Origin of the sequence: Catellatospora sp. IY07-71 (assembly GCF_018326265.1) — a bacterium.
Lineage (GTDB): Bacteria > Actinomycetota > Actinomycetes > Mycobacteriales > Micromonosporaceae > Catellatospora.
Genome location: NZ_AP023360.1, coordinates 6,361,597 through 6,388,258 on the forward strand (window position 1 = coordinate 6,361,597; position 26,662 = coordinate 6,388,258).

The window sequence follows — 26,662 nt, forward strand, 5'->3', positions numbered from 1 at the left end:
CGTGGCGAGCCCGCCCGGCTGCGGCAGGCCGCGGACGGCGTGGGTCTGGTCTGCTGCCAGCACATCGTCATCACGGACGCCGCCGCCGACGGGATCGACCGATTCAGCTACCACCTTGACGAGGACGAACTCGACGAACTGCCTCACGAGCAGGCCTCGTGCCGTGGGCCGCGCGCAGACCTGCTGATCTACCGCCGCTGGCTGCCCCCACACAGCACCGCCGTCATCGACAGCCGGTCCCGCGGCCCGCTCGACACGGCCGTCTAAATCGCGCACGACGGCGGCGGTACCCGATGAGTGTCGAAGCGGTGAGCTGGGCGCTCAATGACGCACCCGACGTGCCGGCATCGTGCCTGGCGGTGCTGATCGGCCTTGCCAACCACGCCCACGCCGACGGCCGCGCCGCGTTCCCGTCATACCAACGGCTGGCGTTCTACGCCCGCAAATCCGTACGCGCCGTCCAGAACGACCTCGCCGCCCTGGCCCGGCTCGGCCTGATCCGGCGAGGCGACCAGCGCCACACCGCCTTCCTGCCCGCTGACCGCCGGCCCGCCGTCTGGGACCTCGCCCTCGAACGCCGCAGAGCCCTCCCGGGCGGGCTCGACGGCGACGCACGGTCCGGCCGCCCTGCACGACGGTCTGGCGGCGTTGTCCACAGCCGGGGTGAAGCACGCTACGCGCCACCCGCGCAACGGGGTGAAGCCCGGTACCCGACGGGGCGAAGTCCCGTACCGGACGGGGTGAACCAGGCTTCGCACAAACCGTCCTTGAACCATCAAGAATCAATTGCGTGTCCGCGTGGTCCACAGATCCGGCCGCCGTCTCGGAACAGCGCCGGACTGCATCGCGCGGGCAGCGGTGCATCGCGGTGCCCTTTGCACGTCGGTGAGCTGGCCGGGCACTGCCGGCCGTGCGCATCCGAGCGCAAAGCCGCACGGTGATGGCCTGCATCCGATCAGCGTGACCCGGCGTCCCTCCGGGCAGGTGGGGGTGTCCGTCTCTGCGGAGGCGGACACGCCCATGTGCCTCACGCCCGTCGATCGGACGTCAAGGCGATCACGAGGGGATTGTCGACCGTCAGCAGAAGCGGGTCGGGCAAAGCCAGTCCGGCACGTCGATGTCATCGTCGTCATCGTCAGGCGCCGGAGGTATCCACAGCTCGCCGGAGCCATCAACCTGGTCCCGGGGTTCCGGTGTGACCAGCACGACGAGCAGCCTGCCGACTCGCACCGGCTGTCCCACGGCCGGGATGCTCCCGGCGACGAGCGAACCGTACTCGAAGGCGTGCTTCAACCCGGCGCGGGCACCGGCTTCGTCTGCCGGTTCCACTCCGCGCAAGCGGTCGTAGGGCACCCCCGCGTCCTTGGGGGCTTTGCCTTTGGCGTAACGGAACAGGACGAGTTCGCCCATCCCGTCGAGCATGCCGCCCTTACGGGTGAGCCGGTAAGCCTCGGTCTTCTTCGGCAGGGCGGGCATCACCGGGTGGGCGGCGAACCAGGCCGCTTCGGCGTCCTTGAGCACGAACAGGCTGACCCGCGTCTTGGCGGGAACCCGGGTACCCGCCGGTGGATCGGTCGCCACGACGGTCCAGTTGCGCGTCGCGTACACGGCACGGCCGCGCGGTGATTGATCCACGTCCTGGGAGCGCAGCCCGAGCTCGAACAGCGCGGAGCGGGCGTCGGCGAGGTCGGTGCCCGTCAAGTACGGCATCTCGATCGCGACGGTCGGCGACGCGGTCGGGGACGGGGCCGCGGCGGCAGGTCGGGCGGGGGCGATCGGTGCGCCGGTCCCGTCGCGCAGGACACCGGCTGTGACAGCGCCGCAGCACAGCATCACCGACGCCATGAGTACGCCAACCGCGGCAACCATCCGGCCGGCGGGCGGCTGGCTCGGGGTACCGCGATGGGTCAGCCAGGTCAGGAGGATCCGCAGAGCCCATCCGACGGCGATTATGACGCCGAAGCTCATGGCCAGCCCGAGCAGCACCGGAGCGCCGATCATCCATAGCCAGACCGGGACCTTCTTCGTCACTCCCGCTCCCCCGCCCTCGTGCCTTGTCCGGGCAGGTGCCCGGAGCCCGGCCGATTCTGGCAGGATGATCATTTGGGGTCATGGGACGTCCGGACGATCTTGTAGCCCAAATGGCATCGAGCCCACATCCGGTTGGAGACAGCTCGCACCGGTCGGCGTAGTCACCGCAACGCGGCCCGGTCTCAATCCCCGAGCCCGCCCATTGACAGCTTGCAAGGGTAACGCGTATCAGCACATCGGGCGACGTCATATGAGCAAGCCCGCTCGCCCGCTGGCGCAGCCAGCTGATTGACGCCGATCGTCGCGGATTCGCCGCGCTAGTCACGTAGTTCCCTGCGGCTTGAGATCAAGCAGCCCGTCATGTCAATGTGCCATCGCGTAGCGCTTTGACAACGCGAAGTTCGCCGCGCCTGCGCATCATCCTCAATGCCTGCGCCGATGTAGCCCTTGTCGGCCCACAGCAGTACACGGTGACGGCCGGCGACGGCCATGATGTCGTGGCGGCGTGCCGTGCTCAGGTCGTGGGTGGCGCCGGGCAGTCCCGCCGACAGCCACAGGAGGTCGCCCCGCTCGTCGGCCAGGGCCTGCAGGGCTTCAGCAGCTCCCACTCAGCGTCGGTCAGCTCGGACCGTCCGGTCACGACATATGCGATACCAGCTCACTACTCGCAGATCCACGAGACACAACCTAGCGCGACTCAGCAGCCGAGGAATGATCCAAGTGCGAGTGCGTCGAGCAACGCCGCGATCGATGTGCTACCCAATATTCGACGCTCGGCGACCAGCGATGGAACCCGCCGTAGCGGTACCCACTCAAAGCTCTCGGACTCGAACCTTCAGCAGCCGGGCCGATCAACGATGCGCCCTCGCCCAAAAAGACATAGTGCTCGGAGGTCATCAGTCCGTTGGACGGCTGCAGATACACCAGCGGTTGCAATGTGCCGCACCGCCATCCGGTCTCCTCCTCGAACTCTCGCGCCGCCGCCGCGGCCGACTCCTCACCCAGGTTGATCTGGCCGGTGGGAATCTCGTACGCCCAGGTGTTGGTGATGAATCGATGCCGCCACAACAGCAGCACCTCGGCCCGCTCATTGAGCACCACAGCAGCCGCGCCAGGCTCCACCTGACCGAGCCAGCCGAACTCAATCCCGGCACCCGCCGCCTACGTGACAACCAGGCCTGGCCCGAGGTCGGCATATTCGGGCACCGCAACATGCGACGGCTGAACTGGCTCCGCGTGCTGATGGTGGATCTTGCCGGTTATTGGGTCGGGTGCTGTTGAGAGAGCGGCTTCTCGTATCACGGCGACTACGGCTGGTCGCACAGACCGTCGTGAGCGCTTCGGCCAGGGCCTGCCGCAGTTGCGGGCGCGAGGTTCCCCCGTAACCCGCCGGTCAAGCTGCGTCAGAACACTCTCAGCGACTATGAGGTTCGAACCGCCTCGACCGCGCGGGCGACAGTCTCGTGGATGCTCACAATCCTGAAGCCCCCGACCAGATTCCCCTTGGTGTCGAAGACTGGGTCTACAAGGGCGATCATTGACTCCTGTCGGATTTCGCGCATGAAGAGATCGAAGTCGCGGTCATCCGCAATGATCACGGTGGAATACGGCGGAAAGACGATCTCCGCGTGTTTCCAGTTTCCCAGGAGTTCGCCTAGCCTCAGGGGATCCGAAAGAAGCAGGACGGCGTCTGCAAGGGCGAACGTCTGGCCCGATTCCCGATCTGTCAGGTAGAACAGTGGAGCGTAGTAGTTCTCGACCGCATTATGGGCGGAGACAGTAGCACGCGTGAGTTCCCGTGCCGAGGCCATGGTGACCCTCGGCGGATTCGGATTCTGGGATGTGACCATCACGGAGTAGGGTGCGAACCCGTGGCTGTTCGAACACCACGGATCTCCGGCCGCGCGCCCCTGATCGATCGCTTGGTTCATCTCCTCCGCAGCGCGCTCGGCCAGCGATCTGGACATTCGCTGGACCTTGCCGCGGGCTCGCACGTAATGAGTCGTTCCGTCGTCGGTCTCGTAAGCGACGCCGTAGGCACCTGTCGTGAAGGAAGCGTTATCGGGGTTCCATTGGATCGTGATCACGCCCGTGCGTCCCGACTCCCGCACGGAGTTGAACAGGCCCTGTCCGCTCCTGAGGCTGTTGACCCAAGTCTTGAAATCGAAGTCGAACAACAGCGGGTTAGCGTTGAACACATCGTTGCCCAACCTCCCCAACACGCGATGTGTCGGCCGCAGGCAGCCCCGATGGACCGCACCAACTTCGTACGGATGTGAGTCATCGTCGATTTCAATGGCGTACGACAGGTGCTCCGAGATCTGACGCCCGCACACGAGGCAGGTAAGAAGGTCGCCGCCTTCCTCGATTCGACGACGGGCCGCTTCGGCGTGCGCCAGCGCTGCTGGTTCGTTCTCGAGGTCATCGAAATCTCCAGGCACCATGATCAATTCGGTGCCTTCGTCGACCAGTTCACCACTGGTGATCTCGCGAGTCATGCCGGCGATGGTGGAGGTCCGCCTGAGCAGCCGCCAACGGGCTCCGTCGGCGAGTTCGACGTAACCGTGCGCAAACCTGACGAACTTCGTACCGTCCTCGGCGAACCGACGAAGTTCGACGAGCAGCAGCCGGTTCTCATCGTCACGGACGAGAAGGACTTCCCTGCCCATTGACAGCCCACCCTCAACGGAAACCTCAAGGCTGGACTCAGCAGTATCATGGGAACCGACCGAACTAGACACTTTTCGCAGTGGGGGTCTGGTCCGAGTCCACTTTGAGGCTTTCGGGTGATCGCGGCTGTCGTCGGTGGTCGGGTGTGCTGGTGGCATGCGGTACGGCGATGGTGGTGGAATGGACGCGGCTGGCCGGGCCAGGCGTGAGCGGCTGCGTGGGCGTGCGGCTGAGCTGTTTGCGCAGGGTGTCGGCGCGGTTGAGGTCGCCGCGGCGCTGGAGGTGTCGACGAAGTCGGCCTACCAGTGGCGGCGGGCCTGGGTCGCCGGTGGCGTGCGGGCTCTGGCGTCGCGGGGCCCCTCAGGTCCGGATCCGATGCTGTCGGATGAGCAGCTGGAACGGTTGCGGGCACGGCTGGAGCAGGGGCCGGCGACGGCCGGGTACGGCCAGGACCAGCGGTGGACTCTGGCGCGGGTGGCCACGTTGATCGGGTCCATGTTCCATGTGCGGGTGGGCCTGACCACGACGTGGCAGGCGATGCAGCGCCTGGGCTACACCTCGCAGCTGCCCGTCCACCGGGCCGCAGAGCGTGACGAGCAGGCCGTCGCGCACTGGCGGCGCTACCGGTGGCCTGGGCTAAAAGAGTCGCGCGTCGGTTGAACGCCTGGATCTGCTTCGCCGACGAGTGCGGGCAGACGCTGCGGCCGGCCAAGGCCGCTACCTGGGCTCCGCGCGGCCACACTCCGGTGGTGTCGGTGACCGCGGCCGGCGGTGTGCGGGTGTCGGTGGCCGGCATGGTCTGCTACCGGCCGGGCGAACGCAGCCGGTTGATCTATCGGACGATGCTGCACCGCGGCCGCAAAGGCGAGCCCAAAGGGTTTCGCGAACCCGACTTCGCCAGTCTGCTGGATGCCGCCCATCAGCAGTTGCGTGCGCCGATCGTACTGGTCTGGGACGGGTTGAGCACGCACCGGTCGGTGAAGATGCGGGCGCTGGTCGCCGCCAGGCCGTGGCTGCGCGTCTACGCGCTGCCCGCGTACGCGCCGGAGCTCAACCCTGTCGAAAAGGTCTGGTCGGCGATGAAGCGCGGCCTGGCCAACCTGCCCGCCCGCACTGCGGGTGCCCTGCTTGAGGCGGTGAAGAACCGCCTCAAGCGCATGCAGTACCGACAGAACCTCATCGACGGCTATTTCGCTGGAACGGGTCTATCTCCACCAGCCCCGACCAGACCCTGACCGCGAAAGGTGTCTAGCCGTCGGAGGAACGAGCAGCGCTTTAACTCGCTCCCTCAATCCGCTCGCGTCGATCGACAGCCGCCCCCGGGACAGGCCGAGGCAGATGGCGATGAGATTGCGCCACAGGAGCCTGGGGTCGGTGGCGGCAATCGGAGCAAGCGCAACGAGTGCAAGGCGCTCGTTCGCTCCTCCCTCGACCACGTCGAACGACTGCACATGGATGCGCCTGAGTATGGCGGCACGGACGAGGGGGTCACAGTCAGAACCGGTCGCACTGTTGAACTCGCGATCGATGTGTGCGTTAACGGCGGCGAGGACCTCGCGCTCGTTGTCGGTCAGGGGATTGTCCTGAACGCCACTTTCGTTCAGCCGATATGACTCGCATAGCTTCTTGAAGTCCACCCGGATCTTGCCGGATGCGCCAGAGGAGACCGCCAACACATAGCGTTCGTTACGGGCACCTCGACAGAACTGTTGTACGAACTGGCGAACCACCTTCGCAAACTCGGAGTCTTCGCCAGCGGACAGGGAGATCGTATTCTTGGCCTGCACCAGAAGGCGGGCCTCGCCTACGACAACGACGAGGTCGTCCACCTCGTCGGCCGTCTCGAACCGAACCTGAGTCGGAGTTTCGCCCGCTTCGCCAAGACCGACCAGATCCAAGTCCGCAAGATCAGTCAGCATCGCCACCAGAGCAAGGGCGCCGACGCGATGCTGAAAGTCGATGCCCGAATTGGTCGCCGCCCCACCGCCAGTCACCTGGAGATCCTACGCTGACCTTCGAGAGACGACCGGACGCCACCGACCAGCCTGCAGTGCTGCAACGGGCCAGACGTGCCGTCGACCGCGCGGACAAGGCGTGATCCCCCGGCTGAACCCACCCGTCGCCTCGACCACGCTACGGGCACCAGCGCACCGTGACGAGGACTACGCCTCGTCAGGTTCGGCAGTGACAGTCTGCCGGGAGAGCCGGCTCGTGCGCTCGGCCTCCCACTCGCCGAGGACCTTCGCGACGAAGTAATCGACGATGGGCTCCATGGCGCCCGGCGGTAGGTCGTCGAAGTTTAGCCGCGCGATCAGCGTGTCGTACATCGACCTCAGGCGTGCTTCGCGTTCCTCAGGTTCCACGTCATGCACCACGCGAGACAGATAGTCGCGCGTCGCCTTGGCCTCCTTCAGCGTGGCTACGAGCTCAGAGACACCGAGTTTCCGCGCGATGCCCCTGCCGACGATCGCCAACAGGGGAGGCAGCACACGCTCAGCGTGGCGCTCGCCGTACCGCAGAAACAGCTCAGCGGGCACCGCTCGGCTGTTCGCAACAGCCGCTGCCAGCAGACCTACGCAGGCGTCGGCCAGCCGCACCGGTGAACGGCGGACCCACGACCTCGCAGGCCTGACGGAATAGCGATACTCAGCGGTAACATGCCGCAACAGCGCCGAGCTGGTCGCGTGTGTGAAATAGTGCGATGCTGGCCGGTACGCCAGGTCGTACAGGTAAATCGCCAGCGTGCTGCCGGTCTTGGAGTCGATCTGTTCGGTCATGGACCTTACATCGGGTAGCTTCCCCGGTTCACCGAGAGCCATCACTGACTGCCGGATCAGCGCGTCGGGGATGACACCAACGCTCGACAGGAACGTCAGCATCGCTGGCGCGACCCTGATCTCGGACGCGCGTAGCCTGCCGACGGCGTCCGGAACATGCAAGCACCAAAGCCCGAGGATGCACGTCTCCACAGCGGTACGCGCGAGCAGCGCTGCGGATTCCCGCTGACGAGTCTGAACCGCCCGGCGCGTCTCGCGCTGCAGTGACAGCAGCCTCAGCAGCGCCAGCCGTGCGTAGTCTTCGCCGGTGACTGACGCTTCGGCCCGCGGCCAGAGGGCACGGGTGGCAAGGGCTCGGGCACTACGCCGGACACGGATGCGACGCACCAGGTCGGGATACGGCAGCAGGCCGCGAAGCACCGTCCGGGCCAGCACCAACTCAATAGACGTCACAGCACGGCATCATCGCAGGCGCTCCGGCTTTCAACCTCCGGTTTTCCGGATGCGCCGCGATCATGGGCGCCCCAGAGTCCTCGCCTTACGGCGGAGACGCTGCCGCGAGCAGCCCTTGATGCCGGTGGCTGATCGGGATACGTAGGCTGCGCGCCCTGCATCGGGTTGAGCTCGACGGGGTGACCGTCTCCTGGCAGGACGTCTCGGAGGACGTGCACGCGTCGCTGGTCTTCGGTGTCGGCACCCGCGACGAGGGCGTGGACCGGATCGGCCTCAACCACCTGGTGCAGCTACTGGTGCTCGACGAGATCAGCACCGAAGCCGACCAGCACACCACGTTCGTCGACACCTCGTTCACCGCCTCAGGCACACCCGACGAGGTCGCCGCGCATCTGGCCGAATGCTGCGCCGTGCTCGCCGACCTCCCGCTGGACCGGCTGGACGAGATCGCAGCTCAGGCCGACCCGGGCGATCTGGTCATGTCCCTCGGCCTGGAACTCGACAGCTCCGGTGGTGGTGGTCGAGGCCTTCGTCGTCCGAAGCGACGATGGGGTCGGCTGCCTTCAAGTCCTAGGGATGACCAACGCACTGCTTGCCGCTGACGGCAGCAACGGGCCGATTCTGGAAACGAAGAACCACGGGCGTGGCGGTTGTCCGCGGATCAGCGGGTCGTACCCTGCTCTGCGGTCCGTTCAGTCGATCATCTTCCCGTTTCGGCGAGCGCCCATGAGCCTTCCCGCCCTATTCGCGCCGTGCGCACGCCGCGCTCCTGCACGCCAGCGGGCGGCACCTTAGGATCTGCGTGAACGGTCGCTTGCGGGCAGGACATCCCGAAGGACCACCTCGTCAAGGTGACTACGGGAGGGTCGGCGGTGCGCGAGGATTCACCTCGCTGGGAGCAGATGAACCCCAGCCCCTTCCCGCACGAGCGGGACGGCCTGCGCGAGCTGGCCTCCTACCTGCCCGATGCCGACCCGTTCCATGTCTGGGCCAACGTCGAGTTCGTCGGGACCGACGGTTCGATCAACGAGGTCGACGCGCTGGTCCTGACCCCTAGCGGCCTGTACGTACTCGAGCTCAAGCACTGGCAGGGCGACATCTCCGGCAGCGGCACCCAGTGGGTACGCCGCATGCCGAACGGCCGGCTCACCCCCGAGGACAGCCCGTACATCCTGGCCAACCGCAAGGCCAAGCGCCTGGCAGGCCTGATCCGGTTTTACGCCCGCAAGCAGGGCAAGGAGGCGCTGGCCCCGTTCGTCGGCACCGCGGTGTTCCTGCACGCCCGCGACCTGCGGACCAGACTCGACGAGCTGGGCAGGCAGGGCGTCTACGGCCTGGACGGCAACGCCTCGGGCCTCGACAGCTTGAAGGCGTTTCTGCTGGCCAGCCCGGTGAAGCAGCAGGCGCTCATCGACCCGCAGCGCGGCCGCCAGATCATCGAGCTGGTCAAGGGCGCGAAGATCCGCCCGTCGGTCGCCGACCGGCGTATCGGCCAGCTGATCCTGCACCCGCAGCCGTTCGCCGAGGGGGTGGGCTGGCAGGACTTCCTCGCCGGGCACTCGATGAACACCAGCGTCGTACGCCGGGTGCGGTTCTACCTCACCAGCCGCGCCGCCGAGGAGGACGTGCCGGTCATCCGCCGGGCCGCCGACCGCGAGTTCCGGCTGCTGCAGGGCATCAACCACCCGGGCATCAGCCACCCTGTGGACCTCGTCGACCACGCCTTCGGCCCAGCGGTGGTGTTCGACCACACACCCGACTCGATTCGCCTGGACCAGTGGCTGGTGCAGCGCGAGCGAAAGCTGACGCTGGCCCAGAAGCTCGACCTGGTGCAGGACCTCGCCGAGATCGTCGAGTACGCGCACTCGCGGCGGCTGTCGCACCGCGCCCTGCACCCGCGCGCCGTCATGGTGGCCAGGCCCGAGCAGTCACGCCCCCACCTGTCGGTCATCGACTGGCAGACCGGCGGCAGCATCGCCGGTGCGACGCAGGTCACCCGGTTGAGCTCGACCAGCGACGGTGCCGGGCTGGAGCTGTTCTTCGACGACGAGGTGCGCCGCTACCAGGCACCGGAGAGCACCACCAGCGCGCAGGCCTCCGGGGTGCTGCTCGACGTGTTCGGGCTGGGCGCCACGGCGTACCGCATCTTCGCCGGCAACCCGCCCGCGGAGACCGCGGAGGAGCTGCTGGCCGCGGTCCGCAACAAGGGCCTGAACCTGGCCGCGGTCGCCGACGGCATGCCGGACTCGCTGGTCACCCTCGTCTACGACGCCACCCACGGCGATCCCGGCCAGCGGCTGCGCAGCGTCGGCGAGTTCCGCCGCAAGCTCGAAGAGGTGTGGGAGGAGATCACCGCTCCGGAGCCGGAGCCGGTCACCGACCCGCTGTCGGCCGCCAAGCACGACGTGCTCGACGGCGGGCTGACCGTGATCCGGCGCCTCGGGTCCGGCGCGACCGCGACCGCGCTGCTGGTCTCGCGGGGCGAGGGCGACAAGCGGCAGGAGCTGGTGCTCAAGGTCGCCCGCGATGAGCAGCACGCCGACCGGCTGGCCGCCGAGGCCGAGAGCCTCGGCAAGCTGAAGTACGCCCACATCGCGTCGCTGGTCGAAGGGCCGGTCACGGTCGGCGGGCGCACCGCGCTGCTGCTGGAGAGCGCCGGCCCCCGCACCCTGGCCGAGGAGCTGCAGGGCGGGCGGCTCGCGCTGGAGATGCTGGAACGCTACGGCCGCGACCTGCTCGACATCCTCACGTACCTCGACAGCCAGGGTGTGTGGCACCGCGACCTGAAGCCCGCAAACCTCGCGGCCCGGCCCCGCGCCAAGGACAAGCAGCTGCACCTGTGCGCGTTCGACTTCTCCCTGGCCTCGGCCCCGGCCGACCAGCTCACGGCGGGCACTCCCCCGTACCTGGACCCGTTCCTCGGCGGCAAGCGGGCACGCTACGACGCGTCGGCCGAGCGGTTCTCCGCCGCGGTGACGCTGTACGAGATGTCGACCGGGCAGCTGCCCCGGTGGGGCGACAACGCCAACCCGGCCGCCATCGACGACGAGGTGACGCTCGAGCCGAGCGCGTTCGAGGCGGCGATCGCCGACCGGCTGATCAACTTCTTCGCCAAGGCGCTGGCCCGCGAGGCCGCCCAGCGGTTCGACACCGTCGAGGAGATGGCCGACGCCTGGCGGGCGATCTTCCGCGACATCCCGAAGCTGCCCACCACACCGGTCGTCGGCCCGGCCGCGATCACCCGGGAGACGCCGCTCGACGCGACCGAGCTCACGGTGCGCGCCCGGTCCGCGCTCGAACGCCTCGGTGTGCACACCGTCGGCGAGCTGCTCGACTACAAGCCCTCCGACCTGACCCGCGCCCAGGGCGTGCCCGACGCCACCCGCAAGGAGATCCGCGCGGTCACCCGCACTCTCCAGCAGCAGTTCGGCACCACGCCCACCCCGCCGCCGGTCACCGTCGACAAGCCGGTCGCGCAGGGCATCGAGGCGGTCTGCGCGACCCTGCTCGCCGACGCCGTCGACAAGGACCGCGGCCCGATGCGGGTGCTGCTCGGCCAGAGCGCCACCCCCGACGGGGCGTACCTGCGCTGGCCCGCCCAGGCCGAGGCGGCCCGCGGCACCGGCCAGACCCAGCCGCAGATCTCGGTGCTGCTGCGCAAGTACGCCAAACTGTGGCTCGACAACGCCGCCCTCGCCCAGGTCCGCGACGAGGTCGTGGCGCTGCTCGACACGCGCGGCGCGGTGATGAGCGGCGACGAGCTCGCCGAGGCGCTGATCGCCGCCCGGGGCTCGTTCACGACCGGGCCCGGCCGCCTCCCGCAGGCCATCGGCCTGGTCCGCGCCGCGGTCGAGGCGGAGCTGGCCCGCGGCGGCGACGCGCGCGTGGCGATCCGCCGCTTCCGCAAAGGCACCGACACGGTGCTCGTCGGCCTCGAACCGGACGACCCGGCGTCGCTGGTCACCGCCGCGAACCTGCTCGACCACGCGGTCGAACTCGGGCAGCGCGCCGGCAAGGTCGCCGCGGAGGATCCGCTGCTGCCGCGCCAGCGCGCCATCGACGAGCTGCGCGCGGTCGCCGTACCCGACGGCATGCCTGCCCTGTCCGACCAGCGGCTGCTGCAGCTTGCCGCGGTAGCCAGCAACGGCGCGGCCGCGGTCAGCGCGCAGGGCCTGCTCTACCCGTCCGGGATGAGCGCCGAGCGGGCGCTGCGGCTGTCCGCAAGCGCGATCACCGGACAGCGGTTGTCCGAGGATGCGCTGCGCGACCGGGTCCAGGCCCGCTTCCCGCAGGCCCAGCCGCTGCCGGGCCGCCCTGCGCTGGAGCGGCTGGTGCAGGAGTGCGGGGTGCCGCTGCTTTGGGACGGCGCCTCGAAGTGCTTCGTGCCGCCGACCTGGCAGAGCCAGCAGACGTCGACACGGGTGGTCACCAACTACGTACCGCTACAGACCGCCGGCGACGCCGTCGAAGCCGACCTGCGGCTGGCCGCCGCGGTCGAGCGACGCGGCTTCCTGGCGGTGCTGGCTCCGCTGCGCAACCTCGCTAAGGCGCGTGCCAAGCTGCTGGACCGGCACAGCCTGGCGGAGCTCGACGTCACCGCGGTGATGCTGGAGCGGCTGGGCGCGCTCGGGTTCCCGTGGGAGGCGATCGTCACCGCCGATAGTGGCAAGGCGGCCGACGCCGACTTCCGCGGTCTGAGCGAGCTGTTCCAGCACCACGTCGTGCCCACGATCACGGCCGCGCTGGAAGGCGACCGGCCGCTGCTGATCACCGAGGCGGCGCCCCTAGCCCGATACGGCCAGATGAACGTGCTGCAACAGCTCACCGACCCGACCAGGAACCGGCCCGCCGCCCGGGTGCTGCTGCTGCCCGCCCGCAGGCCCGAGCCCGTCCTGCTGGACCAGGCCCAGGTACCGCTGACCTCCCCGGCCAGCCAGTCGCTCTGGTTGCCGGACACCTGGATCGAGCAGCCGCTTCCGGTGAGGTAGACCGCCGAAAGGCCCCCGGCGCGCTGCCGGGGGCCTTCGTTTTACCCCAGTCTGACCGCTCGCATCAAGAAGGTCGGCTGCCCGCGGTCCACCCCGTCTGGCGGAGCGATCTGCTGGAGCTCGACCTCGGCGAATCCGTGCTTCTCCAGCCGGTCCGTCCACTCCTCGGGGTCGAGGTCCCAGCGGGGTAGCCCCTCGACGGAGTTCATGAACGTATACGAGAACGCGAGCGTGCCGCGCAGACGTCGGTGTATCGCCGGGAGCAACATGTCGGGGTCGACGAACCAGAGTGCGCCGAACACGGAGTAGATGGCCTCGAATGGTGCTTCGCCTTCTTCCAGGTACGCCAGCGCGTCGGCGCAGACCACCGTGAGATCGGGCCATCGTTCATGAGCGTGCGTCACCTGCAGCGGCGACAGGTCGACGCCGACGCCGCAGTGGCCCGTGGCGCTGACGTGGGCCAGGTTGCCGCCCTTGCCGCAGCCGAGGTCCAGCACCCTCGCACCTGGGCGCAGATTCAGGACTTCAAGGCCGGGGCCGTGGTCAGGATATTGCGTCCAGTTGAACCAGGTGCGCGCCCCAGCAGCGTTGATGAGCCTGCGGGCCGGACGCTCCTGCGCGTACCGAGTCCAGTGCTCAGCTCCCATGACCCCAGCCTCTCATCCAGCTACTTCGGGCTGTCGTGGCAGCCCTGGTAGCACTGCGTGCACTTCGAGTTGCAGTTGGCGCTCAGCTCCGGCCAGAACTCCGGGTCGACGTCGTAACCAGCCGTAAGAATGGCCTCGATCGTTCGTGCCCGGGTGGCGTTGCCATTCGCGACACGCGGCAGCCGAGGGTCGTGGGGCCGCTCGTCCTCCGGGATGTGGTGGATGAACCGGCCGGCGATCAGGTCGCAGAACTCGGCGTACGGGACGGTCCGCAGGATGAAGCAGTGCCAGAACTCGTCCACGGCTGCGGACGGCGCGAGCGGTTCGGAGGCCACCCCGCAAGCCGCCAGGAAGCCGACCAGCTGGTCAACGCCGCGCCGGCAGAAATCGCTGCTCCAGTCCGGGTGCTTCACTCGGACGTCGTTGATCAGAAGCGCCACCTGGTCATCCGCGAGGGCTACGCGCTGTGCCTGATCGAGTTGCGTCGACATTCAGGTCCTCCATTTCGAGTAGGTGATCGTGCGAGGAAGTGCGACATCGTGCGCAGCGGACGGGCCGTCGAGCGGCCGGGCTCACCGTTGAACTCGCAGGAGCATCTGGGTGGGCCACACGGCCAGCCGCTTGCCGCTCCGGTGACCTTCGGTCACCTGCACCAGCGGACGTCCAGTGGCATCGCCGCAGACGGCGACAATCCGGCCGACCGCGTCGCTGTCCAGGTCGAGGGCGACGTAGTCGCCGATCGACACCATGTCGCCGTCGCCGGTCACCCAGTTCGTCGGACTACCGCTCATCGCAGCCCTCCTGCCGCAGGAACTCGTAAATACGCTGGATCGTTGGCAGCGACGTGTCCCACTCGTGCGCGGAGTTCATCGCCCTGACGAACAGCACCTCTTCTCGTGTCTCGGTCACCGGCTCTGCCAGTGCGCTGCCGTAGGTCGTCCCGTGCATGTACACCTCCCGTCGCGGGGTTGCGTCACCCACGGACGGCGGGCACTCCCTGGGTGCGAGCCGGGAGGGATGCCTCGGTATCACCGTCCGTGAGCGACGGGTCGACGTTAAGGAGCAGCCAAAACGGGGCTCAATGCATGTGCGACGGTTTGCTCCAGACTCATTGGTTACCGTTCGCGGGGGCGACCAGCCGCTTCTCGAGGACACCAAGGGCACGTACACCAAGGAAGATCATTACGGCTCTTTGGCCCGGCACCACCGTCAAGCAAACTGAAGCAAAGACATTGAGACCTCCCCGCATAAGCGAGCAAAGTTGGCCGAAGCGATCGACGCCTTGAACGGAGGGACAACACCATGGCACTCAAGTTCCTGGGCAAGGACCCGAACAGCCCCAGCGGCGGTTCTCCAACGATCTACCTCGACACCGAGCGCGACACGTACGTGGTACAGGGTTGGAGGGTCGAGGACCCAGAGCGGCTGGCGCAGATGGCCATCCCCGGCCACGAGACAGTAGTCGAGATCCCCCGCTACATGACCAAGTTCTTCGAGGAGGCACCTGGTGACGCCAGCAGCAACGGTTGACGCGCACCTGCGCCAGGCGCAGCGGTCGGCGCTGCACCTGGAGATGCGTGACGGGTACATGCTCGACGACCCGATGTTGCACGCCTGGCGCGCTGGGCACCGCGATGACCCGGACAACCGCGCGTCCTGGTGGAACGAGTGGTGCGAGATGATCGCCGGCCTGACCGGCCGCGGCGTCGCCGTACGCCGTGCGCGGATCGTCTCGGAGCCCGTCAGCCAGTACATCCGCTACGAATACGACGTCACTTTCATGAACCTGGCGGTGGGCGAGGACGTCCGCTGGCTTCCCCGCCGACAGGCCACGGACCTGGCGCTACCCGGCAATGACTTCTGGCTGATGGACGAGCAGACCCTGCTCATCAATCATTTCAGCGGCGAGGGCGACTGGCTGGAAGCAGAACTGGTATCCGACCCCGACGTAGTCAAACTCTGTCTGTCCGCGTTCGAGGCAGTCTGGGAGCGGGCCACTCCGCACACCGAATACCGGCCGCGCTGACAGCACGACGAGACTGCTGCCGTGCCCCCGTACTCTTCGAGCGCAACCCAGGCACTTGAGGTGCTGGGCACCCGCCTGCGTGAGATCCGCGTCGATGCCGGCCTCACCGGGCGGGGCCTCGCGGCCCTCGCCGGCTGGCACTCGTCGAAGGTCAGCAAGATCGAACACGCCAAGCAAGCGCCCACCCCCGACGACATCAAAGCCTGGTGCCAGCACTGCGGCGCACCCGCCGAAGCCCCGGAGCTGATCGCATCGCTACGTGCCGTCGAGGGCATGTTCGTGGACTGGCGCCGAATGGAACGGACGGGGCTGAAGCTCGCTCAGGAATCCGTCAACCCGCTGTGGGAGCGGACCAGAAGATTCCGCATCTACTCCGGCTGGCTCATACCGGGCCCGATACAGACCGGCGGCTACATCTCGGCATTGCTGACCTCCATCATGGCCCGGCGGGACCTGCCCGACGACATCGAGGCAGCCACACAGGTGCGAATCGAGCGGCAGCACGTCGTGCGCCAGCCTCACCGCAAATTCGCCATCATCCTGGAGGAGAGTGTCCTGCGCTTCCGTATCGGCGGAGTCGATACGATGGCGGCGCAGCTAGGCCATCTGCTGACAATCAGCACATTGCCCACGGTGTCTGTCGGGGTGATCCCGCTAGACGCCAATAGGTCCGCAATATGGCCAACCGAGGGCTTCTTCATTTACGACGACGAACAGGTCGCCGTGGAACTCGTCTCGGGTTACCTGACGATCACTCAACCGCGCGAGGTGGCCATGTACGCGGACACCTTCAGCATGTTTTCCAAGCAGGCAGTTCACGGGGCCGCGGCCCGCCAACTCATCGCCACCGCGATCAACGCGTTGGACTCCTGAGTCCGAGTCCCGTGAACCACGGCTAACGCCATCTCAGCCGTCCCGGTCCGCGTAATGCGCCGGACGCTGACAATCGACGGCGTGAGGGCTGCCCGGCAACCTCCAGCCGGGTGCTCGAGAGCACCGGGCGGCCGACCTTGCCACCAGCCAATAAGCGGAACGGCATGGGACAAGCCGTGGCGGCCGCCAGCCGTAGGATCTGCGTGTGATCGAGACCCGAGCCCTCCAGAGACAAGCTGGCCTCCTCGTCGACGACCTGCGCACCCAGGTCGCGGCCGACAGCGAGCTCAGCTCCGCGCTGCGCAAGGAGCACACCGAGGCGCAGGCAGCGAAGCGAGTCGGGGTCACGTACGAGACGTGGCTGGAAGGCGTGCTCGACCAGGCAGCCGTGGCGTGGGTGCTGGCCTGCGTGTTCGTCCGGTTCTGCGAGGACAACCGGCTCATCGACCGGCAGTGGCTCGGCGGCCCCGAAGCCGACGCGTCGGTTGAGCGGGCGCTGCAGGCACGACAGGCGTATCTGATCACCAACCCGGCCCACAACGACCGGCACTGGCTCCGAGATGGCGCTTTCGCCCACCTGCGGGGCCTGCGCGCCACCGCCAAGATCTTCGACGATCACAATCCGGTCTGGCGATTCGACATCTCCGCCGACGCCGCCGAAGCCCTGTCCGACTTCTTCCGCCGCGGCGACGGCCACCGCTCGCTGCGCAGCGAAACCCTCGACACCCGCTTCCTCGGCGACCTCTACCAGGACCTTTCCGCTCACGCCCGCTCGACGTACGCGCTGCTGCAGACGCCTGAGTTCGTCGAGGAGTTCATCCTCGACCGAACCTTGGAGCCAGCGCTTAAGGAGTTCGGCCTCGCCGAGACCTCCGTCATCGACCCGACCTGCGGATCCGGCCACTTCCTGCTCGGTGCGTTCCACCGACTGCTGGCCAAATGGCGCGAACGTGAACCCGCCACCGCCGTCGACGCACTTGTCGAGCGGGCACTCGAGCAGGTCACCGGAGTCGACATCAACCCATTCGCGGTCGCCATCGCCCGCTTCCGCTTGCTTGTCGCCGCCCTGCGGGCAACCGGACGCACCAACCTCAACAACACCTACCTGGTACGCGTCGCGACCGGTGACTCTCTCCTCGAGTGGGGTGAGAGGTCCGGCCATCAGGGTGATCTGGTCGCCGAACTCGAAGGCCGACCCGTCTTCGCTTACGTCACCGAAGACGCCGACCTGCTTGCCGACTACCTGCGCCCCAGCAGGTACACCGTCGTCGTCGGCAACCCTCCCTACATCACCGTCAAAGACAAGACCCTCAACGAGCACTACCGGGATATGTACTCGGCCTGCTCTGGTAAGTACGCCCTGTCGGTGCCGTTCGCGCAACGGTTCTTCGAGCTGGCCAAGCGCGGCGACAAGGACGGCGACGGTGCGGGCCATGTCGGGCAGATCACCGCAAACTCGTTCATGAAACGTGAGTTCGGCAAAACGCTCATCAACGAGTACTTCGCAGGCGAGGTCGAACTGACCGAGGTCATCGACACCTCTGGCGCCTACATCCCCGGCCACGGCACTCCGACCGTCATCCTCATCGGCACCAACCGCTACGTAAGCCAGCGCTACAGCAGCCCGATTCGCACTGTTCTAGGTGTGCGTGGCGAGCCGGGTCAGCCAGAAAAACCATCCGAAGGCCTCGTATGGACCGCGATCGTCACGCAGATCGACGAACCCGGCACTGATACCGATTGGATCAGTGTCGCCGACTCCAACCGCGATCGACTAGCTGCCCACCCCTGGAGCCTTTCTGGCGGCGGAGCGTCTGAGGTTCTTAATCAACTGAACAGATCAACCAGGAAGCTAGGGTCAGAGATTGCAGGTGCAATCGGGTTCGCAAGCTTCCCGGGGCAGGACGAAGCCTTCTTCGCCCCCGGAGAGTGGTTCAAGCGCAGGTATATCCCTGACGGACTCCATCGGCCGTTGATAATCGGCGAGCTGGTGCGAGACTGGCATTGTCAGACTGGCGACCATGCTTTGGTTCCCTACCGCGAAAGTCTTGAGCCACTATCCTTCGACCCAACCGTATCCTGGGGCCGTCATCTGTGGACGCTCCGCCGCACACTCGGTTCGATCACTGGATTCGGCGGCCAAACACGCGCAGACTCGGATGATCCGTGGTGGACCTGGTATCGATGGGTACCAGAGCGGTATCGAACGCCGTTGTCGATTTCATTTGCGTTTGTGGCTACACACAATCACTTCGTGCTAGATCGGGGCGGCAAGGTCTTCAACCGTTCCGCGCCGGTTATCAAGTTGTCGGAGGAGGCGACGAAGGACGATCACCTCCGGCTGCTCGGGCTGCTGAACAGCTCGACCGCCTGCTTCTGGCTAAAGCAGGTCAGCCAGGGCAAGTCAGGTAGCGGCATTGGACGTGGTATCCAGCCCGAAGACTGGATGGAGCGCTACGAGTTCACCGGAACCAAGCTTGAGGAGTTTCCCCTACCCTCCGCGTACCCGCTGGAGCTGGGTCGGGAGCTGGATGGGCTGGCACGGCGGCTCGCTGAGGTGACCCCAGCGGCGGTCGCTGAGTCGAGGGTGCTGACGTGGGAGCGGTTGGCCGAGGCACGTGCCGACTACGCCTCCCTCCGGGCGCGGATGATCGCGTTGCAGGAGGATCTGGACTGGCGCGTGTACCAGCTCTACGGATTGCTTGACGAGGACCTGACCGCCGCAAACCCGCCTGAACTGGCACTGGGCGAGCGGGCGTTCGAGATCGTCCTGGCCCGCAAGCTGGAGGCGGGCGAGGCCGAGACACAGTGGTTCGAGCGGCACGGCTCGACGCCGATCACCGAGCTTCCCGCGCACTGGCCCGCCGACTACCGGGCGCTGGTCGAGAAGCGGATCGCCATCATCGAATCCGACCGCAACATCGGGCTGATCGAACGTCCGGAGTGCAAGCGCCGCTGGAACACCCCCGCCTGGGACGACCTCCAGAAGACCGCGCTAGAGGACTGGCTGCTCGACCGGCTGGAGGCGTCCGCCTTGTGGGGCGTCATGCCGGCACCGCTGTCGGTCGCTCAGCTCGCCGACCGCATCCGCCACGACGCAGACTTCCGTTCCGTGCTCGACCTGTGGGTCGGCACCGACCACCACGACCTGGTCAAGACGCTAGGCAAGCTGGTCGCTGACGAGCACGTACCGTTGCTGCCCACCGACCGCTACAAGCCGTCTGGCCTGCGTAAACGTGCCCAGTGGGAGCGCACGTGGTCGCTACAGCGCCGTGAGGATGCCGGCGAGAAGGTCGACATCGCGGTCCCGCCGAAGTACACCTCGGCCGACTTCGCCAAGCCGTCCTACTGGCGTAACCGCGGCAAGCTCGACGTGCCCAAGGAGCGCTTCATCTCATACCCCCGCATGGGCCGCGATGAGGACGGCACCGAACTGCTCGGCTGGGCCGGCTGGGACCACCTACAGCAGGCCCAGGCCCTAGCCACCGTCTACCTCGACCGCAAGCAGCAGGCCGGCTGGCCCGTCGACCGGCTCTTGCCGCTGCTCGCCGGCCTGGCCGAGCTGGAGCCGTGGCTCAAGCAGTGGCACGATGACCCCAAACCCGGCTACCTGGGCACCCCGGCCAAGTTCTTCTCCGGCCTCATCGACACCGAGCTCGGCTCCCTCGGATCCGACCGCTCGACCCTGATCAAGCTGCGCGGCGTGGAGGAACTCGCATGACCCTGATGCGTGACCTGATCGGCATCCCGACGTCGGTGGGCGAGGGCGACTTCGTCGTCCGCGCAGCCGAGGGCGCCGACCTCGCCAACTACGTCGTGACCGACGATCTGCGCGGCAACTTCACAGAGGCGTTGCGGACCGTGGGGCATGCGGTGACCACCGGCCGCTCGCAGGCGAAGTTCCTGCATGGCTCGTTCGGTGCGGGTAAGTCGCATTTCATGTCGGTGCTGCGGGAGCTGCTGAAGCACAACCCACAGGCTCGCGCGATCCGCGGCCTGGCCGAGCCGGTCGCCTCCGCCGACGCGTGGCTGCCCGGCAAGAAGATCCTGTGCCTGACGTTCCACATGCTCGACGCCCGGTCGGTGGAGCAGGCGATCCTGGAGGGCTACCTGCGTCAGATCGCGGCACTGCACCCGGACGCGCCGACCCCGGCCGTGCACCGCTCGGACGCGCTGCTCAGAGACGCCGCCAACCTGCGCCAGACGATGGGCGACGACGCGTTCTTCGGCAAGCTCGGCGGCGACTCCGGTCCCGCCGCGGCCGGGCAGGGCCTGGCCGCGATGATGGCGCGGGCGCAGGGCTGGACCGCGCAGACCTACGACGCGGCCGCGGCCGCCGCGCCGGGCACCGCCGCACGCGACAGCCTCGTCAGCGCGCTGACCAGCACATTCTTCACCGGAGCGGTGCACGGCGGCGAGTATCTCGACCTCGACACCGGCCTGCAGGTCATCACCCGCCACGCGAAGAGCCTCGGCTACGACGCGGCCGTGCTGTTCCTCGACGAGTTCATCCTCTGGCTGTCGACGAAGATCTCCGACCACGTCTTCGTCAACACCGAGGGCGCGAAGCTGAACAAGCTCGTCGAGTCGGCGGACGCCTCCCGGCCGCTGCCGCTGGTGTCGTTCGTGGCGCGGCAGCGCAACCTGGAGGAGTTCCTCGGCCCGCAGGTCGGCGGCACCGAGCGGGAGGCCCTCGCGCACGTGATGCGCCACGTGCAGGGCCGCTTCGGCGAGATCGTCCTCGCGGACACGAACCTGCCGGAGATCACCGAGAAGCGCCTGCTGCGCCCGGTCAGTGACCAGGCCCGCCAGGTCGTCGACGACGCGTTCGCGGCGGTGCGCAACCGCCGTGACGTGTGGGACACGCTGCTGCTGGGCGCGCAGTACGGTGACGCCGGCATCGGCTCGGACGCGGCGGCGTTCCGGCGGCTCTACCCGTTCTCCCCCGCGCTGGTCGCGACGCTGGTGGCGCTGTCGCAGGCGCTGCAGCGCGAGCGCACCGCGCTGCGGGTGATGACGGAGCTGCTCGTCGCCCGCCGGGACACTCTCGCCGTCAACGACCTGATAGGCGTCGCCGCACTGTTCGATCCGCTGGTGCTGCACGGCGAGCTGCCGGAGGGGGCGGTGCTGCGTCAGCGGTTCCGCGCCGCCCGCGACACCTATACCCAGAAGTTGCGCCCGCTGCTGCTGGGCAAGAACGGCATCACGGAGCAGGAGGCGGCCGGGCACGAGCAGTTCCAGCTCGACGACCGGCTGATCAAGACGCTGCTGCTGGGCGCGCTCGTTCCCGACGTGCCCGCGCTGCACAACCTGACCGCGGCCCGGCTGCACGCGCTGAACTTCGGCAGCATCAGCTCGCCCATCCCCGGATACGAGAACCAGATCGTCATCGACCGGCTGACCCGGCTGTCCGCCGACGCCGGCGAGATCCACAAGACCGACGGTCCCGACCCGGTCTTCTCGCTGAAGGTCTCCTCGGTCGACTACGACAAGCTGCTCGAACTCGTCGGCAACGAAGAGACGACGATGGGCGTGCTGCAGGGCCTCGTCCGTGACCTGACCACCTCGGCGATCGGCCTGCGCGACAGCGAGGAGGTGCTCGGCGAGTACGTGCACCAGCGCGAGTGGCGCGGCCGCAGGCACCGGATCGGGGTCAAGTTCGGCAACATCCGCAACCGGGAGACCATGCCCGACAGCGCCCTCTACGCCGAGGGCGACACCTGGCGCATCGTCGTGGACTACCCGTTCGACGCGCAAGGCCACAGCCGCCGCGACGACCTGGCCCGCATCGAGGGCCTGGACCGCGGGTCGCGCACCGTGTTCTGGCTGCCGTACTTCCTCACCGACGAGCTGATGGGCCGCGTCGCCCAGCTCGCTAAGATCAACTACCTGCTGGGCAGCACCGGCACCGGCGAGAAGCTCAACAGCCTCGCCGCCGACTGGTCCCAGGCAGACCGCCAGCAGGGCCGGATCTACCTGCAGCAGCGCCAGCAGCAGCTGCGCTCGTCGCTGGGTGACAGCCTCAAGCAGGCGTACGGCGTGATCAAGTCGCAGGCCGCCGACGTGGAGATCGACCAGATCCCGGTGTTCCACACGCTCGCCGACGGCCTGCCACTGGGCGACCCGCGCGGCGGCACCATGGACTCCGCGTTCGAACATCTCACCGCCGACGTGCTGCGCTGGTCCTACCCCGGCACCCCCGCCCTGCCCGAGGACGAGAAGCCCGTCACCAAGGCCGAGCTGGCCAAGGTGTGGCACTACGCGAAGCTCGCCGCGGCCGCCCCGGACCGGGCCGCCACCGTCGAGCAGGCCGACCGGCGCATCCTGCAGCGCATCTGCAACCACCTGCGCCTGGGCGAGCTCGTCGAGAACCGCTACGTGCTCGCGGCCGCGACCTGCTGGTGGAGCCAGCACCTGCTGCAGGAGGCCGCCAAGCAGGACTACCGCGACCGCTTTCCCGTGCACGTGCTGCGGGACCTGCTCGACCAGCCCGCTCCCCGCGGCTTCGAACGCGACCTGCAGAACATGATCATCGCGGTGTTCGCGCTGGAGCAGCAGCTCGCCTGGTATCGCGAGGGCGGCAAGCTCGAACTGACCTCCCTGCAGGAGATCAGCGACCAGCTGGAGCTGCGCCACCCGCCCATGCCCGAGCCGGAGGTATGGGACCAGGCGGTGAAGCGAGCCCGGCCGCTGTTCGGCAAGCCGGTGCCCGAGTGGCGCAGCCCCGCCGCGCTGGCCGAGTTCGCCGCCCTGGTCCGGGGTGAGGCGAAGGCCCACGCCGCCAACGCACAGGTACTGTACGGCGAACTGTCCGATCACGCCGACGTGCTCGGCCTGGCCGCCGATGCCAAGTCCGGCCGGCTCGCGACCGCCCGGCGAGTGGCCAAGCTGCTCGCTCAGATCTCGGGCGAGATGGACGACGTCGTGCTCGTCGGCTATGTCGCCGAGGCCGAGGTCGGCGACATCGACGACCTTGCCGCGAGCGTCGCCTACAAGCAGGCCCCCACGGTGACAGCCGCCCTGGCCCGGACGCACTGGTCCCTGCTGGAGGCAGTCGTCGGGCAGGTTGACTCAGACGAGGCCGCTCGTGTGATCATCGACGGCCTGCGTATCAGCTCGGCAGCGGACCAGCACGCCGACGACCTGGTCCGGGCGTTGCAGGACGCGTCAGACGCCGCGACCGCGTACCTCACCGGTCGCGGAGGAGGCGGCTCAGGCACCGGAGGCGGTACCGACGGTGGCACAGGTGGTGGCACGGGCACCGGTGGCGGCACAGGCACGGGGACCGGCACAGGCGGTGGCACCGGCACCGGCGATGGCAAGCCGGAAGATCGGAAGCAGCCCAAGACGCGCGACGTCCGCCGCCGGGCCGAGCTCGACGAACTCGTCAGTACCCTGCAGGACGAGCTGACCGACGGGCGCACCATCCGTGTCACCTGGGAGATCGTCCCGTGAGCAGAGAAGCGGTGCGGCCCGCCGCGGTACGCCGCAAAGTCGAGAACTGGCTGCAGGAGAACGACCGACAGCCGGCCATCGCCCTGCGTGCCCGGCCGGCCTGGGACGGCGACCCGCTGCTGACCGTCGGCGACGCCACCGCCCGGATCGTGCCGTGCGCGACGCCGCTGGCCGCCCGTGCCGCACTGCACGAGCGGCACGGCGACGAGCGGATCGTGCTGCTCACCGAGCTCAACGACACCGAACTCGGCGACGGCATCCTGGCCCACCTCAGCCGCCACACGGTACGCAGCATCGACCAGTGGGACTTGGTCCGGCAGATGTTCGGGCTCAAGCACCTCGACCCGACGTTCACCGACCCCGCCCGCGGCGGCGGCCGGTGGATCGCCGACGCCCTCACCGAGTACGCCCCGGCCGACGGCTGGCCGGTGCCGCCAGGCACCGTGCTGACCCGTGAGTTCGCGCTGCGCTGCCTGGCCATCCAGCTGCTGCACCTGCGTGACCGCGAGCTTGATACAGCTGTCGACCTCGACATCGCCGGGCTGCTGCAGTGGTCCACGCTGGCACAGCCGCAGCTCGACTTCATCGCGCTGCCCACCCCCGTCGTCGACGGGGTAAGCCGGTTCATCAGCGACGCCGCCGGGCCTGCCGCCACGCCCGTGATGTGCGCCGTGCGCGCCGGACACGGCGTCGACGCCATCGCGCTGGGCCTGCTCGCCTCCGCGCTGTGGCCCCAGCGCACCCCGGCCGAGCCGAACACCCAGGTCGTCGTGGCGCGCACCCGGCTGGAGCCGTACTTCGGCGGCACCCGGCTCACCGACACCCAGGCCCGCGCGTTCGCCGCCGCTGCGGAGGCCTGGGTCGACCGGACCCTGGACACCGGCGCCCGCACCGAGGTCGGGCGGGTGCTGGCCCGCGCCGAGTCCATCGCCGCACAGATCGGTGCCGAGCCGCTGCTCGGCGGCTCGGACCTGCTGCCCGCCGGGTTCACCCAGCGGCTGCGCACCTTCGCCGACGCGGTACGCCTGGCCGTGCCCGCCGCCGGCAACGCCGCACCCGACATGGTCGCCGCGGCGCAGCGGGCGCTCGGCCCGGTCGAGCAGCACCGCGCCGGCACACCGAGCCGCGTCGAGACCGCCCGGATGGCGGTGCGGCTGCTGCGCTGGCTGTCCGACCCGGACGGGTCCGCCCCCGCGACGCTGCTCGCCGCGCTCGACCGTCAGGTCACCGGCGACGGATGGGTCGACCGCGCCCGCCTCGACCTGTTCGCCGGTGACGTCGACCCGCACGTCGCCGACGCCTACGGCCGGCTGCACCGGGCCGTCGACGCCCGCCGCGCCCGCCACGACGAGCAGTTCGCCCGGCTGCTGGCTGCCGACACCGCCGCCGACTCCGAGCCGGGCGCGCTGCTGCGCGTCGAGGACGTGCTGGACAGGGTCGTCCAGCCCATCGTCTCGAACGGGCGACGGGTGCTGCTGCTGATCCTCGACGGGCTCAGCGTCGCCGCCTCGACCGAACTCGCCGAATCGCTGACCCGCTCCGGCTCCTGGCTCGAACTCACCCCCGACGGCGGCGCCCGCACCGGCGTGCTGGCGGCGCTGCCGACCATCACCGAGGTCAGCCGGTGCAGCCTGCTGTCCGGCCGGATCGCGGTCGGCGGCCAGGCCCAGGAGCAGGCCGCCTTCCGCCAGCGCTTCCCCGACGGGGTGCTGCTGCACAAGGCGGACCTGCGCGCCGGGGCAGGTGCCGTGCTCGACGGCGAAGTGCTCACCGCGATCGGCAACGCGTTCACGCCCGTCGTCGCAGCCGTCATCAACACCGTCGACGACGCCCTCGACCGCAGCGACCCCGGCACCATCGTGTGGGGCGAGGACACCATCCTCGCGGTCAAGGACCTGCTCACCCTGGCACAGGACCGCGTCGTGGTGATCGTGTCCGACCACGGGCACGTCATCGACCGCGGCCCCGAAGCCGTCGTGCAGACCACGCCCGAGCGGGACAACCGCTGGCGGGCCGCCGCGCCGCCGGCAGGTGACGGCGAGGTCGCCGTCCGCGGAGCTCGGGTGGCCAAGGGTGACGGCAGTGTCGTGCTGCCCTGGCGCGAGCAGCTGCGCTACGGGCCGCGCAAAGCCGGATACCACGGCGGCGCCGCCCCGGCTGAAGCAGTCATCCCGCTGATCGTGCTGGCCACCGACGAGACCGCCGTGCCCGGATGGTCCGGCGCCCCGGTCGCCAGCCCCACCTGGTGGCGTGAGACCGTGCCCGAACCCGAAGCGGACACGCCCGCGCCGGCCGCCCGGCCGCGTGGCGGCACCAAGCAGCCGAAGCAACCCGTGCAGGACACGGCGCTGTTCGACCTCACCCCCGCCATGGCGCCGGCCACCGCGGCCCCGGCCGAGCCGGACACGGCCGAGGCGTCACTGGTCGAACGCCTGCTGGCTGGCAAGGTCTACCAGCAGCGCAAGGACACACGTGCGCCGCTGCCCGACGAACGGGTCGCCGCGCTGCTGAACGCGCTGCTCGCCGGTAACGGCCGGGCGAGCATGGACACCCTCGCCGCGCACGCGTCCGTGCCCGTGCACCGCATCAGCGGCACGGTCACCGCGCTGCGCAAGCTGCTGCAGATCGAGGGATACCCCGTGCTGACCGTCGACGCCGACGGGCAGACCGTCAAACTCGACATCGGCCTGCTGCGCGAGCAGTTCGGGCTGGATCAGCCGTGACGCACCACCGGGAGCCCGC

21 protein-coding genes are annotated in these 26,662 nt (G+C 68.5%); 12 read left to right on the forward strand and 9 right to left on the reverse strand.

Features of this window, described 5'->3' with window-relative positions; genetic code table 11:
- Positions 1-39: 39 nt before the first annotated feature.
- Positions 40-267, forward strand: a complete 228-nt coding sequence (locus CS0771_RS28380; RefSeq protein ID WP_212843855.1) for a hypothetical protein — start codon at positions 40-42, stop codon at positions 265-267.
- Positions 268-293: 26 nt separating this feature from the next.
- Entirely contained in the window at positions 294-941 is a 648-nt protein-coding gene (locus CS0771_RS39770) for a helix-turn-helix domain-containing protein (RefSeq protein ID WP_371821497.1), read from the forward strand.
- 136 nt (positions 942-1,077) lie between these two features.
- Here the strand turns inward: CS0771_RS39770 and CS0771_RS28385 are convergent, their stop codons facing one another.
- The 3 genes from CS0771_RS28385 to CS0771_RS28395 form a co-directional block, all read right to left on the reverse strand.
- Positions 1,078-2,031 carry a PASTA domain-containing protein gene (locus CS0771_RS28385; RefSeq protein ID WP_212843856.1) on the reverse strand — a complete coding sequence of 318 codons (954 nt, stop codon included), beginning with the start codon at positions 2,029-2,031 and terminating at the stop codon, positions 1,078-1,080.
- 687 nt (positions 2,032-2,718) lie between these two features.
- Complete coding sequence (locus CS0771_RS28390; protein ID WP_212843857.1) at positions 2,719-3,132, reverse strand: NUDIX domain-containing protein; 414 nt, start codon at positions 3,130-3,132, stop codon at positions 2,719-2,721.
- Between the two features lie 320 nt (positions 3,133-3,452).
- Complete coding sequence (locus CS0771_RS28395; RefSeq protein ID WP_212843858.1) at positions 3,453-4,700, reverse strand: hypothetical protein; 1,248 nt, start codon at positions 4,698-4,700, stop codon at positions 3,453-3,455.
- Positions 4,701-4,881: 181 nt separating this feature from the next.
- Between CS0771_RS28395 and CS0771_RS28400 the strand changes: the two genes are divergently transcribed.
- Positions 4,882-5,361 carry a winged helix-turn-helix domain-containing protein gene (locus CS0771_RS28400; protein WP_212843626.1) on the forward strand — a complete coding sequence of 160 codons (480 nt, stop codon included), beginning with the start codon at positions 4,882-4,884 and terminating at the stop codon, positions 5,359-5,361.
- Entirely contained in the window at positions 5,358-5,936 is a 579-nt protein-coding gene (locus tag CS0771_RS28405) for a transposase (RefSeq protein ID WP_244871053.1), read from the forward strand. Before CS0771_RS28400 ends, CS0771_RS28405 begins: the two co-directional genes overlap by 4 nt.
- On the opposite strand, the gene CS0771_RS28410 is transcribed toward CS0771_RS28405, so the two are convergent.
- Positions 5,907-6,695, reverse strand: coding sequence for a hypothetical protein (locus tag CS0771_RS28410; RefSeq protein ID WP_212843859.1), 789 nt, complete (start codon positions 6,693-6,695; stop codon positions 5,907-5,909). The genes CS0771_RS28405 and CS0771_RS28410 overlap by 30 nt on opposite strands.
- 168 nt (positions 6,696-6,863) lie before the next feature.
- On the reverse strand, positions 6,864-7,931 hold the full coding sequence (locus tag CS0771_RS39075) for a hypothetical protein (protein WP_244871086.1): 1,068 nt from the start codon (positions 7,929-7,931) through the stop codon (positions 6,864-6,866).
- A gap of 179 nt (positions 7,932-8,110) precedes the next feature.
- Between CS0771_RS39075 and CS0771_RS28425 the strand changes: the two genes are divergently transcribed.
- Positions 8,111-8,533: a hypothetical protein gene (locus CS0771_RS28425; protein ID WP_212843860.1), complete on the forward strand. Its 423-nt coding sequence runs from the start codon at positions 8,111-8,113 to the stop codon at positions 8,531-8,533.
- 300 nt (positions 8,534-8,833) lie between these two features.
- Positions 8,834-12,919, forward strand: coding sequence for a BREX system serine/threonine kinase PglW (pglW, locus tag CS0771_RS28430; RefSeq protein ID WP_244871087.1), 4,086 nt, complete (start codon positions 8,834-8,836; stop codon positions 12,917-12,919).
- A 41-nt stretch (positions 12,920-12,960) separates the two neighbouring features.
- Here pglW and CS0771_RS28435 read toward each other — a convergent pair whose 3' ends face one another.
- From CS0771_RS28435 to CS0771_RS28450, 4 genes are all read right to left on the reverse strand, one after another.
- Positions 12,961-13,566: a class I SAM-dependent methyltransferase gene (locus CS0771_RS28435; RefSeq protein WP_212843862.1), complete on the reverse strand. Its 606-nt coding sequence runs from the start codon at positions 13,564-13,566 to the stop codon at positions 12,961-12,963.
- Positions 13,567-13,586: 20 nt separating this feature from the next.
- Positions 13,587-14,006, reverse strand: a complete 420-nt coding sequence (locus CS0771_RS28440) for a hypothetical protein (protein WP_212843863.1) — start codon at positions 14,004-14,006, stop codon at positions 13,587-13,589.
- A gap of 132 nt (positions 14,007-14,138) precedes the next feature.
- Positions 14,139-14,357: a hypothetical protein gene (locus CS0771_RS28445; RefSeq protein ID WP_212843864.1), complete on the reverse strand. Its 219-nt coding sequence runs from the start codon at positions 14,355-14,357 to the stop codon at positions 14,139-14,141.
- Positions 14,347-14,547, reverse strand: coding sequence for a hypothetical protein (locus CS0771_RS28450; RefSeq protein WP_212843865.1), 201 nt, complete (start codon positions 14,545-14,547; stop codon positions 14,347-14,349). The genes CS0771_RS28445 and CS0771_RS28450 overlap by 11 nt, the downstream gene beginning before the upstream one ends.
- A 321-nt stretch (positions 14,548-14,868) precedes the next feature.
- On the opposite strand from CS0771_RS28450, the gene CS0771_RS28455 reads away from it, so the two are divergent.
- The 6 genes from CS0771_RS28455 to pglZ all read left to right on the forward strand — a co-directional run bounded on the left by CS0771_RS28455 (position 14,869) and on the right by pglZ (position 26,643).
- The gene (locus CS0771_RS28455) at positions 14,869-15,096 is read left to right on the forward strand and encodes a hypothetical protein (protein ID WP_212846311.1); all 228 of its coding nucleotides are present in this window, start codon (positions 14,869-14,871) and stop codon (positions 15,094-15,096) included.
- Positions 15,074-15,592 (forward strand): DUF6879 family protein, encoded by a 519-nt coding sequence (locus tag CS0771_RS28460; protein WP_244871088.1) that lies wholly within the window; start codon positions 15,074-15,076, stop codon positions 15,590-15,592. The genes CS0771_RS28455 and CS0771_RS28460 overlap by 23 nt, the downstream gene beginning before the upstream one ends.
- Before the next feature lie 21 nt (positions 15,593-15,613).
- Positions 15,614-16,465, forward strand: coding sequence for a helix-turn-helix transcriptional regulator (locus tag CS0771_RS28465; protein WP_212843866.1), 852 nt, complete (start codon positions 15,614-15,616; stop codon positions 16,463-16,465).
- Positions 16,466-16,670: 205 nt separating this feature from the next.
- Positions 16,671-20,186: a BREX-2 system adenine-specific DNA-methyltransferase PglX gene (pglX, locus tag CS0771_RS28470; RefSeq protein ID WP_212843867.1), complete on the forward strand. Its 3,516-nt coding sequence runs from the start codon at positions 16,671-16,673 to the stop codon at positions 20,184-20,186.
- Positions 20,183-23,920 (forward strand): phage resistance protein, encoded by a 3,738-nt coding sequence (locus tag CS0771_RS28475; protein WP_212843868.1) that lies wholly within the window; start codon positions 20,183-20,185, stop codon positions 23,918-23,920. Before pglX ends, CS0771_RS28475 begins: the two co-directional genes overlap by 4 nt.
- Positions 23,917-26,643 carry a BREX-2 system phosphatase PglZ gene (pglZ, locus tag CS0771_RS28480; RefSeq protein ID WP_244871089.1) on the forward strand — a complete coding sequence of 909 codons (2,727 nt, stop codon included), beginning with the start codon at positions 23,917-23,919 and terminating at the stop codon, positions 26,641-26,643. Before CS0771_RS28475 ends, pglZ begins: the two co-directional genes overlap by 4 nt.
- The last annotated feature ends 19 nt before the right edge of the window (positions 26,644-26,662 follow it).

Coding starts and splice junctions, on each gene's coding strand:
- CS0771_RS39770 (WP_371821497.1), top strand. CDS start 294: ATGAGTGTCGAAGCGGTGAGCTGGGCGCTCAATGACGCACCCGACGTG.
- CS0771_RS28395 (WP_212843858.1), bottom strand. CDS start 4,700: ATGGGCAGGGAAGTCCTTCTCGTCCGTGACGATGAGAACCGGCTGCTG.
- CS0771_RS28400 (WP_212843626.1), top strand. CDS start 4,882: ATGGACGCGGCTGGCCGGGCCAGGCGTGAGCGGCTGCGTGGGCGTGCG.
- pglW (WP_244871087.1), top strand. CDS start 8,834: ATGAACCCCAGCCCCTTCCCGCACGAGCGGGACGGCCTGCGCGAGCTG.
- CS0771_RS28435 (WP_212843862.1), bottom strand. CDS start 13,566: ATGGGAGCTGAGCACTGGACTCGGTACGCGCAGGAGCGTCCGGCCCGC.
- CS0771_RS28445 (WP_212843864.1), bottom strand. CDS start 14,357: ATGAGCGGTAGTCCGACGAACTGGGTGACCGGCGACGGCGACATGGTG.
- CS0771_RS28455 (WP_212846311.1), top strand. CDS start 14,869: ATGGCACTCAAGTTCCTGGGCAAGGACCCGAACAGCCCCAGCGGCGGT.
- CS0771_RS28475 (WP_212843868.1), top strand. CDS start 20,183: ATGACCCTGATGCGTGACCTGATCGGCATCCCGACGTCGGTGGGCGAG.